This window comes from Nonomuraea sp. NPDC004186 (genome assembly GCF_053603495.1).
Genome location: NZ_JBSGFQ010000218.1, coordinates 1 through 11595, shown reverse-complemented (window position 1 = coordinate 11595; position 11595 = coordinate 1). Strand labels below are relative to the sequence as shown.

Genomic DNA, 11595 nt, shown 5'->3' with positions numbered 1-11595 from the left:
CCGATCTGGACGGCGGCGAAGCCGAGCTCGGTCATCTTGCGCTCGTAGCCACCCACCGCCTCGACCAGCGGCCCGCCCGCGCCGACGGCGCGGCACAGGAGGGCGGCGTCCAGGAGCGCGCAGTTGGCCCCCGATCCCTGGGCCGGGCTCATCGCGTGTACGGCGTCACCGAGCAGGGTGACGTTGTCCGGCCCCCACGGTTTGAGCGGGACCGAGCTCCTGACCGGGACGTAGAAGGTCTGGTCGGCCCGGGCGGAGGCGACCAGCTCGACGAGGTCGGGGTGCCAGCCGGCGACGTGTCCGGCGGCCAGCTCGTGCAAGTGGGCGCCGTCGGCGGCGGCCAGCTCGCGGTCGGTGCCGGGGAGTGCCGCGGCGGGCACGGCGAGCGCCCACATCACGTAGTCGCCGGCCCAGTCCAGCCGCAGGCCGGGCCAGAGCCGCGCCGCCGCCTCGGCGGGGTTCTCGCGGGGCCGTACCAGGCCGAGCGCCAGTCCGGCACGGGCCGACCTGACCGACATGAAGCCCTCCGTCAGCGCGGGCGGCAGCAGCCCCGCCACCCGGTCGTCGAGGGTCGTCCGGCCGTAGAGGCAGCGAACCCCGAGGTCCTTGACCCGGGCCTGGGGCAGGCGCTGGCCGCGTACGCGCGAGCCGATGCCGTCGGCGCCGACCAGCAGATCGCCCGCGGCGGTCGAGCCGTCGGCGAAGAAGGCGCGCACCCGCCCGCCGTCCTGCTGTTCGTAGCGGACGAACTCGGCACCGAAGCGAACCTCGTCGAGCCCGGCGAGCAGGATCGTGCGCAGCGTCATCCGGTCCACCGCGGCGTTGAACGTCTCCGGGGCCTCGCCGGACGCGCCGTCGCCGAAGCGGACGGCATGCAGCTCGCGCAGGTGCTCGTCGACGATCGTGACCCGCCTGCTCGGCTGGCCGGACGTGGCGGTGAAGAGCTCGTAGAGACGCGGCGGCAGGCACTCGCTCAGCGCGCGGGCGGCCCTGGAGTCGAGGTGGATGCGGTAGCCCTGCGGCCGGTGGCCGACGGAGGGATCGCGTTCGTGGACCGTCACGGCGACCCCCGCCGCCTTGAGTCCCTGAGCCAGGCACAGGCCGCCCAGACCCGCCCCGATGACCACGACCTGCATGGCGCACTCCCCTCAGTGGCGAGCCGGCTCGGACGCGAAACCGGGTCAATGCTAGGCGATGCGGTCAGGCTGCCCGGGCGGATGGACGCGCGGCGACGTCAGGGCGGCGCACACCTCCGTGGCCATGGCCGCGCTGAGCTGGGCCGACAGGGGGACCTTCGCCCGGGGCGGGCGGTCCCACTGCTCGCTCGCGAGGACGAGGCCGTCACGGCCGCACGACCGCCACAGGTGTTCGGTGCTGCCCAGCACGAAGGCCCTGATCTCGGGCACGTCGGCGACCTCGACGAGCTCGCGGGCGTAGCGGTAATAGATGCCCTTGAACAGTCCCTCGTCGCCGCCCTCCCCCTCGGCGGCGAACACGCCGTCCACGCCCAGCTCGGCGATGGCCGTCCGCGCGGTCCGGGCGGCGCGGGAGAGGTAGAGGTCAGGCTCCTCGCCGAGGCCAAGGCCGAGGCCAAGGGCGCGGGCGAGCTCGACGCACGCGCCGACATACAGACCCTGGTTGTACGTGAAGCGCCAGTCCTCGTCGACCGCGTGGTCCTCCTGGCGGTTGACGCCGTCGTGCACGAACCCGTCCGGCCGTACGAGCGTGCGCTCCAGCCAGTCCATGACGAGCCGCGCCTGCTCCAGGTAGCGCCGCTCGCCCGTGTGCCGGTGCAGCCGCGCCGAGAGGATGACGAACGGGGCGTTGGCCGGGGTGTTCTTGTAGTACGGCTGGGAGACGCGCCACGCGATGCCGCCGCCCTCGTGGTCGTTCCAGCCCTGGTCGAGGACATGCTGCCAGAGCTCGACGGCCTCGCCGTACAGCTCGCTCTCCCCGGTCGCCTCGGCCAGGCGCAGGGTCGCCAGGGCGAGCCAGAGCATGTCGTCGAAGTAGTCGTTGAACAGCTCTCCCCCGTTGCGCCGCAGGATCCCGTCGTGGATGTGCCTGGCCTGCTCCAGACGTGCCGGGTCCGAGGTCCGCAGGTACGCGTCGATCCGGACGTCGACGGCGTGGGCGAGCCACCAGTAGTTGAAGACGTCGTTGTCACCGGGCTCCAGCGGATGCCAGTTGTTGAAAAGCTGCTCCCCGGGGGCGGCGAAATAGCGGTCGATGCTGCGCTGGGCCAGGTCGGCGCGGTGGTTCCACACGTCGGTCAAGGATTCTCCGTTCATCAAACGGGCTCGACGATGGTGAAGGGCACGATGGATCGGGCGGGGACGGGCTCGCCGCGCGTCTGGGCGAGCAGCAGGTCCACCGCGCGCCTGCCCATCTCGCGCTGGTCCTGCCGTACGTGGAGGAAGGCAGGGCCCGCGACGGGGTCGAGCGGCGAGTCGAAGCACGCGATGACCGGGCCGTCGATCGCCCGGTCCAGCACCCGCGCCAGGTTGTACTCGCAGACCACGAACGCGGTGACCTGGGGTTCGCGGGCTTGGAAGGCGCGGATCCGGTCGATGTCGGCCCGCACGTTCTCCGGGGTGAAGGCGCCGGGCAGGGTGCTGGACAGCTCGGTCAGATGATGCTGATGGTCGAGCGGCACGCCGCGGGCGGCGCAGGCGGCGCGGAAGCCCTCCAGCCGCTCCTCGATGCTGGAGGTGTTCTCCGGCGGGGGCGAGGCGAAGGCGACGTGCCGGTGCCCCTGGTCGAGCAGGCGCTCGGTCAGCGCGCGGGCGGCGGCCGCGTTGTCCGTGTGCACGGCGCACACCTGGATCCCGGCCAGGTAGCGGTCGACGAGGACCAGCGGGTGGCCGTCGAGGATGGTCCGCAGCAGGCCGGCGTTGTAGTACTCGCCGTGGACGGGGAACACGATCAGGCCGTCGGCCAGCCCCGAGTCCACCATCGACTCGATCGCCTTCTCCTCCTCTTCCTGGCTGCCGCGGGTGCGCTTGATCACCAGGGGGATGCCCCGCTCGGCGCAGCGCTCCTCCACCGCGCACAGCAGTTCCAGCCCGTACGCCTCCGACGCGTCCGGATAGATCATCACGATGGCCCCGGGGACGCGCTCCCCCTCGGCGGGGCGCGCGGCGGGGGTCAGCCGGTCGAGGTCGGGAAGGTCCGTGGCCACGAACGAGCCCTTGCCGCGGATCCGATGGACGACGCCGGCCTCCCGGAGGAGTTCGAGCGCCTTCTTGGAGGTGATGCGGCTGACCTCGAACCGCTCGGCGAGCTCCATCTCCGAGGGCACGCGGTCGCCCGGGGCCAGGGCGCCTCGCCTGACCTCGTCCAGCAGGTAGTCGACGATCCGCTCGTACAGCAGCGGGCCTCTCTCAGCCACTCTTCCCCTCGCCCATTCAGTTGGTATGTCAACCCATCCAGATATATATCATCTTATATCTCGATGTTTCAGACATATTGACTTATGACAACTTGATTCTTACGTTTCCCTCAAGCGATGTCGAAGGGAACCGTGTGAAAGCCGTACATGATCTCGCCGACAAGGTCGAGCCCAGGCTCGCGCGGCGCCACCCCGAGGCCGCCGCGATGTTCCGGCAGTGCCTGCTCAACACGCTGGAGAGCACGGTCAAGCCGCTGCCGGACGGGACGACGTTCGTGCTCACCGGCGACATCCCGGCGATGTGGCTGCGCGACTCCGCGGCCCAGGTCGAGCCGTACGTGCGGCACGCGGCCGCCGACGACGAGGTCCGCCGCATGGTGCGCGGGGTGATCCACCGGCAGGCCAGGTACGTCGCGATCGACCCGTACGCCAACGCGTTCAACGAGAGCCCCGACGGTCAGGGCCACCACGACGACGTGCCGCGCGCGGGGCCGTGGGTCTGGGAGCGCAAGTGGGAGCTGGACTCCCTGTGCCATCCGATCCGGCTGCTGCACCTCTACTGGGAGGCGACCGGCGACGTCTCGGTGTTCGACGAGTCCGTGTACCGCATGCTGGTCACCGTCGTCGGCACGATGCGCGCCGAGCAGCGGCCCGAGCGCTCGCCGTACCGCTTCGTCCGGCCGGATCCGGGGCTGCCCACCGACACGCTGGTCAACGAGGGGAGCGGCCCGGCCTGCGGGTACACGGGCATGGTCCGCTCCGCGTTCCGGCCGAGCGACGACGCGTGCACGTACGGCTTCCTCGTCCCGGCCAACATGTTCGCCGTCGTCGTGCTGGGCCAGCTGGCGGGGTTCGCGCGGGAGATCTACGCGGACGCCGGCCTGGCCGACGACGCCGTACGGCTGCGTGGGGAGATCGACGAAGGCATCCGGCGGCACGCCGTCGTCCGCCACCCCGTCCACGGCGAGATCTACGCCTACGAGAGCGACGGCCTCGGCAACCACCTGCTGATGGACGACGCCAACATCCCCAGCCTGCTCTCCATCCCCTACCTGGGATACCGGCCGGCGTCCGACCCGACGTACCGCAACACGCGCGCCTTCGTGCTCGGCCCCGGCAACCCGCACTACGCCGAGGGCAGGTACGCGCGGGGCGTGGGCAGCCCGCATACCAAGTCCGGACATGTCTGGCCGTTATCGCTGATCATGCAGGGCCTGACGTCCACCGACGCGTCGGAACGGGACGAGCTGCTGGCCGTGCTCGCGGCCACGACGGCCGGCACCGGATACGTCCACGAGAGCTTCGACCCCGACGACCCCGGCGTCTTCACCCGCCCCTGGTTCGGCTGGGCCAACAGCCTGTTCGCGCAGTTCGCCATGGAGGTGGCACAGACATGACCCAGACGCTCGCCGGCCGGTCCGCGGCCGGCCGCGCATCCCCGGGCCGCGCCCGGCCCGGGGACTCCCTGCTGAGCCGGCACCAGGCGCGGGCCGGGGCGCTGTTCGCCGCGCCGCCGATGGTGCTGTTCCTCGTCTTCACCGTGCTGCCCGTCATCGGCGCCCTCGGCCTCAGCTTCACCTCGTACGACGTGCTGACCCCGCCGACGTGGGCCGGCCTCGCGAACTACGCCAGGCTGCTGAAGGACGCCACCTTCGCCCTCACGCTGAAGAACATCCTGCTGTACTGCGCGATGTTCGTGCCCGCGATGATCGCCGTCTCGCTGCTGCTCGCGGTGGCGCTCAACAGCAGGCTCCCGGCGATGGGCGTCTTCCGCACCGTCTTCTACATCCCCGTGGTCACCTCCCCCGTGGCCGCCGCGACCGTGTGGACCTGGATGCTCAACAGCCACTACGGGCCGGTCAACGAGATCCTCGGCTTCCTGGGCATCCCCGGCCCGGCGTGGGTGGGCGACAGCAGCACCGCCATGCTCTCCATCGTGCTGGTCACCCTGTGGCAGGGGGTCGGCTCCAACATGCTGATCTACCTCGCCGGGCTGCAGAACATCCCCGGCCACCTGTACGAGGCCGCCGCCCTGGACGGGGCGGGCCGCTGGGCGGCGTTCGCCCACATCACGTGGCCGCAGCTGCGCACCACGACGATGTTCGTCACGACGCTGTCGCTGATCGGCGCGTTCCAGCTCTTCGACCAGGCGTACGTGATGACCAAGGGCGGTCCGGGCAACTCGACGCTGACGCCCGTCTACCAGATCTACGAGACCGGCTTCAACCGGCTGCACATGGGCTACGCCTCGGCGCAGGCGTTCACGCTCTTCCTCGTCATCGTGGCGGTCACCGTGCTCAACATGCGGCTCAACCGGAGCGACGAGACATGATCCGGACGATCAGAATCACCCTGTTCTACGCCGTGCTCACCGTCGTCGGGCTGTTCATGCTGCTGCCGTTCCTGTGGTCGCTGAGCACGTCGCTCAAGCCGGACGACGAGATCATCTCCCTGCCCATCACGTGGCTGCCCGGCACGATCACCTTCGAGCACTACGGGGCGGCGTTCACCACCGTCCCCTTCGCCCGGCACTTCGCCAACTCGCTGCTGCTCGCCGTGGCCGGCGTCGCCACCAACCTGCTGCTCGGGTCGCTGGCCGGCTACGCGTTCGCGCGGCTGCCGTTCCGCGGCAGCCGGGTGCTGTTCCGGCTGCTGCTCGCGTCGATGATGGTGCCGTCCGTGGTGACCCTGGTGCCGTCGTTCCTCATCGTCAAGAACTTCCCGCTGGCCGGGGGCAACGATCTCGCCGGCCAGGGCGGCTTCGGCCTGCTCAACACGTACTGGGCGGTCATCCTGCCGGGGGCCGTCGGGGCCTTCGCGGTGTTCATGATGCGGCAGTTCTTCCTCGCGCTGCCCAGGGAGCTGGGCGAGGCCGCCCGCGTCGACGGCTGCTCCGAGTTCCGCATCTTCTGGCGGATCTATCTGCCGCTGTGCCGTCCCGCCCTGGCCACCCTGGCGGTCTTCACCTTCGTGGCGGGGTGGAACGGCTTCCTGTGGCCGCTGATCGTGCTCAACGACCCGGACATGAGCACGATCCAGATGAGCCTGGCCGCCTTCTCCTTCAACCGGCAGACCGACTACGGGCCGCTCATGGCCGGATCGATCGTCGCCATGCTGCCCACTCTGCTGCTGTTCGCCATCGGGCAGCGCTACCTGACTCGCGGCCTGGCCTTCACCGGCTCCGGCCTCCAGTGACACCCCCCTCCCAGAAAGGAGCGCGCCGCCGATGCACTCGACCCTGGTCAAGCGGCTGGCCGCCACCGCCCTCGCCGTACTCTTGACGATCACGACCGGTTGCGCCTCGTCCGACGCCCCCTCCTCCTCCGCGGGAGGGGTGGTGCGGCTGAAGTTCTGGGGCGACTGGTCGGGCGAGGGCGAACAGCAGTTCAAGACCATGACCGCCGCCTTCAACAAGACGCACCCCAAGATCCAGGTCGAGTACGTCGTCCAGGAGGACATGCTCACCAAGTTCCTCACCGCCTCGACCTCCGGGCAGGCCCCCGACGTCATGTTCTGGGACCGCTGGCGGACGGCGAGCTACGCGCCGAAGGGCGTCCTCACCCCGATCGACGACCTGCTGAAGAAGGACGGCATCGAGCGGGAGCGTTTCTACGGCGAGGCGCTGCGCGAGCTCACCCACGGCGGCAAGCTGTACGGGCTGCCGCTCACGGTCGACGCGCGAGCCCTGTTCTACAACAAGGCCCACCTGAAGGAGGCCGGGGTCGAGCCGCCGCGCACCTGGGCCGAACTGGAGCAGGCGGCGGTCAAGCTGACCAGGCGCGAGGGCGGCAAGCTCGTGCGCGCCGGCCTGTCGATGGACGACACCGGCCTGTTCAGCATGTACCTGCGCCAGGCCGGCGGCCAGATGGTCAGCGACGACTGCTCGCGCACGACCTTCAACGGCCCGCAGGGCCTGCAGGTCCTCGACCTGTGGAGCCGCCTGATCAAGGCGGGCGTCTACCAGAGCGGCTTCGAGAAGGGGCTCGGCGAGGGCACCGACGCGTTCGCGACCGGCAAGGTCTCCATGATCCTGACGGGTCCCTGGAACATCACCACGTACCAGAAGTACGGCAAGGACCTCGACTTCGGCATCGTGCCGCCGCCGGCCGGGCCGCAGGGCGGCAGCGCCAGCCTCATGGGCGGCTTCGGCCTGGTGATCCCGCAGGCGGCCAAGCACAAGGACGCGGCCTGGGAGTTCGTCAAGTGGTGGACGGCCGAGAAGGACAACGCGCTGCTGTGGGCCAGGACGAGCCTGAACATCCCCGGCAACGTGCAGGCGGCGCAGGATCCCTTCTTCTCCGGCGACCCGTTCTGGAAGCCGATCCTGGACACGCTGCAGTACGCCAAGATCCGCCCCGCCTGCGCGGGCTACGCGCCGATGGAGGAGGAGTCCCTCATCCCCAACCTCCAGCTCCTCATGGAGGGCAAGACCACCGCCCAGCAGGCCCTGGCCAAGGCCCAGGAGCAGGGTGACCGGGTGCTGACGGAGAACAACCAATGAGAGCGCGCGCGGCGGCCGCCGGCCTCGTGCTGACAGCGGCCCTCACCCTCGCCCCCGCTCCCGCGCACGCCACCGTGCCCGCCGACGCCGACGCGGCGATGTCGGCCTTCGTCTCCGCCTTCTGGGATCCGGCGAAGAAGTACTTCTACACCAACAGCGACCACCAGATCCACGCCGAGCACGCACACGGCCCGGAAGGCGGCCTGTACACCGACTTCTGGTGGGAGGCCCAGCTGTGGGAGCTGGTGATGGACGCCTACCAGCGCACCGGCGGCGCCGCCTACCGGCAGCTGATCGACGACGTGTACGCCGGTTTCGTCGCCTACTACCCCACTTTCGCCAACGACTTCAACGACGACCTGGGCTGGTGGGCCCTGGCGTGCGCGCGGGCGTACGAGATCACGCGTGACGCGACGTACCTGAACCGGTCGCGTGCCCTGTTCGACCAGATCTGGGCCGAGCAGGACACCACGTTCGGCGGCGGCATCTGGTGGCGCAGGAGCGTGCACACCCAGAAGAACGTGGCCACCAACGCCCCGGCCGTGATCACCGCCACCAAGCTGTACGCCGCGACCGGCGACGCCGCCTACCTGACGCGGGCGCAGAGCCTGTTCGCCTGGATCAAGGCCGATCTTCAGCAGTCCGGGCACGTCTACGACCACATCGAGGGCTCGGGCACCCTCGTGAAATGGGACTTCAGCTACAACTTCGGCACCTACATCAGTGCCGCCGCCGCGCTCCACGCCGCGACCGGCACCGCCTCCTACCTGACCGACGCCCGCGCGGCGGCGGACTGGGCCACGACCTACCTCACCAACGGCGGCACCATGATGCACGAGGGCTCCGACGACGCCGGGGGCTTCAAGTCGCTGCTGTTCCGCTCGCTCAACACCCTCGTCACCGAGCACGGCCAGACCCAGTACCTGCCCTTCCTCCAGCGCAACGCCACCCAGGCCTGGCGCCACCGCCGCACCGGCGACGGCCTCGCCGGCCCCGACTGGTCCGCGCCCGCCCCCGCCACGTACCTCCAGAGCCTCACCGCGGCCGCCGCCGTCAGCGCGCTGCAGCTCGTCCAGCACGACGGCAACACCGGGCTCCAGCCGGAGAACGGCCGGTACGAGGCCGAGAACGCGCTGTCGTCGGGCATCGGCGCCGAGAGCACCCAGCCCGGCTTCAGCGGCCGGGGCTACCTCGCCGGCTGGAACACAGCCAGCCAGACCCTGACCTTCCACGTCAACGTGCCGTCCGCCGGGGCGCACGAGCTGCGCTTCCGGTACGCCGCCGGCGCCGGGGACGCCTCCCGCCGGATCATCGTCAACGGCGTCCAGTCCGACCAGTCGTTCCCGTCCACCGGCGGCTGGGGCACCTGGAACACCGCCGTGCTCAACGGCGTCACGCTGGCCCGGGGTCACAACGCCATCCGGGTCGAGCTGGGTTCGGGCAACTACCTCAACCTCGACCGCCTCGACGTCTCCGCCCAGCTCCAGGCCGAGTCGGGCACCCTGCACGGGGTCGGCACCGAGTCCACCAACCCGGGCTTCACCGGCACCGGTTACGTGGCCGGCTGGAACGCCGACGGCCAGTGGGTGGACCTGCGGCCCGACGTCAGCCGGGCCGGCACGTACGAGCTCACCTTCCGCTACGCGGCCGCCGCGGGCGACGCCGTCCGCCACGTCTTCGTCAACGGCGCCGGAGCCGTGGACGCCCTCCGCTTCCCCTCCACGGGCTCGTGGAGCACGTGGAACACGGTGACCGTGCCGAACGTCGCGCTCCAGGAGGGGGCCAACACCGTCTCCGTCATCTTCAACGCGTCCAAGGGCAGCGCGAACTGGCTCAACCTCGACGAGCTGACCCTCCGCTACGTCAGCGGCCCTTCGTGAGCCCGGGAATCGGAGAGGGCTTTCAAGCAACTCATGTTGACTAAGGCCGGATTAGTCAACTAGCGTTGCTTGTCGCCGCCGGCGCCTCTGCCCGGTGGATGACCACGCCCTCTCCGACCTCCATGGAGGCTCCATGTCCATGCTCCGTACCGGCCTGCTCGTCGCCGCCCTGACCGCGACGGCCACCACGATGACGATCCCCGCCGCCGCGGCCGACCGGGGCCACGCCAAGCTCCAGCGCGCGCTCGACCAGGCCGTGGCCGACGGCGGCGGCCCCGGCATCGTCGCCGAGCTCAGGGACGGCGACGCGGCACCGTGGTTCGGGACGGCGGGGGTGGCCGACCTGGAGACCGGACGCCACCGCCGGCCCGGCGAGCACTTCCGCATCGGCAGCTTCACCAAGGCGTTCGTGGGCACGGTGGTCCTGCAGGTGGCGGCCGACGGCAAGCTGAGCCTGGACGACACGGTGGCGAAATGGCTGCCCGGCGTGGTGGAGGAGCACCTCGGCGGGGACGGCACCAAGATCACGATCAGGCAGCTGCTCAACCACACCAGCGGGCTCCCCGACGCCGTCCCCGGCCAGGAGACCCCGCGCCCCGAGGAGCCCGGCAAGCGCTTCATCTACTCCAAGGTCAACTACAACCTCGCGGGGCTGATCGTCGAGCGGGCGACGGGTTCGACCATCGCCGACGAGATCGACCGCCGCATCGCCCGCCCGCTGCACCTGACGGGCACGTACCTGCCCGGCGCCGACAACACGATCCGCGACCCGCACGCCCGCCACTACTCGAAGTTCGACGAGGCGGGCGGGCCCACGGAGGTCCACGACGTGACCCACGCGGACCTGAGCTGGGCCGGGGCCGCCGGCGGGATGGTCTCGACCACCTCCGACCTGCACCGGTTCCTGCGGGCCCTGCTGCGCGGCCGCCTGCTCGCGCCCGCGCAGCAGAAGGAGATGTTCACCACCGTCTCGACGGAGGGCGCGGACTGGGTCCCGAACACCAGGTACGGCCTCGGCGTCTACTCCCAGAAGCTCCCGTGCGGGGTCACGCTCTGGGGCGGGGGCGGCTTCATCCAGGGCTCGGTGACGTACGCGATGGGCGACCGCGAGGGCACCCACACGCTGGTCGCCAACCTGAACGGCGACTGGAACGACTTCCTGACGACGTTCGCCACGCTCTTCGAGACCCGCTTCTGCCCGCTCACGTAGCCTTCTCGGCCGGCTTCAGGCCGGCCAGCAGGTTGAAGGAGCCGGTGAGCAGGTTGAGGGCGACCAGGCCGGGGATCTCCGCGATGATCCGCTCGCTCCAGCCATGAGCCCTCAGCTCGGCCACGTCCTCGTCCGTCAGCGACGACGGCTCGGCCAGCACGCGGGTGGCCACCGCGATGAGCGCCGCCTCCCGGGCATCGGTGGAGGTGCCCTGGCGGGCGAGGGCGATGTCCGTCTCGCTCAGCCCCGCCGCCCGGGCGCCCGCCGCGTGCGCGTCGAGGCAGAGCCCGCAGCCGATCCACTCCTGCAGGGCGAGCGAGATCTTCTCGCTGAGGGCGCGGGGCAGCTTGCTGCGCTTCATGGCCCGAGACAGGTCAAGGTAGCCCTGGAGCATCGCCGGCGAGTGCGCCATGGTGGAGATCATCTCACCGGCCGAGCCTGTGCGGCCGATGATGTCGTTCAGCAACTCCCGGGACTTCTCCGGGGCTTCGGCGGGGTCGAGCGCACCCAGCCTGGGCGCCGCGTTCATGACCGGCTCGCCACCTCGTAGCCCGCTTCCTCGACCGCGGCCACGATGTCCGCCGCCTCCACGGGGCTGTCACTCTCCACGGTC

The 11595-nt window shown here is 70.6% G+C and carries 10 protein-coding genes; 6 read left to right on the top strand and 4 right to left on the bottom strand.

Translation table 11 applies throughout. From position 1 onward, the window contains the following. From ACWEPL_RS63585 to ACWEPL_RS63575, 3 genes are all read right to left on the bottom strand, one after another. On the bottom strand, positions 1 to 1136 hold a 1136-nt coding region (locus ACWEPL_RS63585), incomplete at its 3' end, for an FAD-dependent oxidoreductase (RefSeq protein ID WP_452442615.1). A 51-nt stretch (positions 1137 to 1187) separates the two neighbouring features. Next, positions 1188 to 2267 (bottom strand): glycoside hydrolase family 76 protein, encoded by a 1080-nt coding sequence (locus ACWEPL_RS63580; RefSeq protein WP_452442617.1) that lies wholly within the window; start codon positions 2265 to 2267, stop codon positions 1188 to 1190. A 23-nt stretch (positions 2268 to 2290) separates the two neighbouring features. Beyond that, positions 2291 to 3391: a GntR family transcriptional regulator gene (locus ACWEPL_RS63575; RefSeq protein ID WP_452442613.1), complete on the bottom strand. Its 1101-nt coding sequence runs from the start codon at positions 3389 to 3391 to the stop codon at positions 2291 to 2293. Between the two features lie 134 nt (positions 3392 to 3525). Between ACWEPL_RS63575 and ACWEPL_RS63570 the strand changes: the two genes are divergently transcribed. The 6 genes from ACWEPL_RS63570 (at position 3526) to ACWEPL_RS63545 (ending at position 10982) form a co-directional block, all read left to right on the top strand. Continuing rightward, on the top strand, positions 3526 to 4788 hold the full coding sequence (locus ACWEPL_RS63570) for a glycoside hydrolase family 125 protein (RefSeq protein ID WP_452442611.1): 1263 nt from the start codon (positions 3526 to 3528) through the stop codon (positions 4786 to 4788). After that, positions 4785 to 5723 (top strand): carbohydrate ABC transporter permease, encoded by a 939-nt coding sequence (locus ACWEPL_RS63565; protein WP_452442609.1) that lies wholly within the window; start codon positions 4785 to 4787, stop codon positions 5721 to 5723. The genes ACWEPL_RS63570 and ACWEPL_RS63565 overlap by 4 nt, the downstream gene beginning before the upstream one ends. Then, the gene (locus tag ACWEPL_RS63560; protein WP_452442607.1) at positions 5720 to 6586 is read left to right on the top strand and encodes a carbohydrate ABC transporter permease; all 867 of its coding nucleotides are present in this window, start codon (positions 5720 to 5722) and stop codon (positions 6584 to 6586) included. Before ACWEPL_RS63565 ends, ACWEPL_RS63560 begins: the two co-directional genes overlap by 4 nt. A 31-nt stretch (positions 6587 to 6617) precedes the next feature. Next, positions 6618 to 7892, top strand: a complete 1275-nt coding sequence (locus ACWEPL_RS63555; protein ID WP_363964780.1) for an ABC transporter substrate-binding protein — start codon at positions 6618 to 6620, stop codon at positions 7890 to 7892. After that, positions 7889 to 9772 carry a glycoside hydrolase family 76 protein gene (locus tag ACWEPL_RS63550; protein WP_452442605.1) on the top strand — a complete coding sequence of 628 codons (1884 nt, stop codon included), beginning with the start codon at positions 7889 to 7891 and terminating at the stop codon, positions 9770 to 9772. The genes ACWEPL_RS63555 and ACWEPL_RS63550 overlap by 4 nt, the downstream gene beginning before the upstream one ends. Positions 9773 to 9905: 133 nt before the next feature. Continuing rightward, on the top strand, positions 9906 to 10982 hold the full coding sequence (locus tag ACWEPL_RS63545) for a serine hydrolase domain-containing protein (RefSeq protein WP_452442603.1): 1077 nt from the start codon (positions 9906 to 9908) through the stop codon (positions 10980 to 10982). Here the strand turns inward: ACWEPL_RS63545 and ACWEPL_RS63540 are convergent. Beyond that, on the bottom strand, positions 10975 to 11511 hold the full coding sequence (locus ACWEPL_RS63540) for a carboxymuconolactone decarboxylase family protein (protein ID WP_355195318.1): 537 nt from the start codon (positions 11509 to 11511) through the stop codon (positions 10975 to 10977). The two genes, ACWEPL_RS63545 and ACWEPL_RS63540, sit on opposite strands and share 8 nt — an antisense overlap. Between the last annotated feature and the right edge of the window lie 84 nt (positions 11512 to 11595).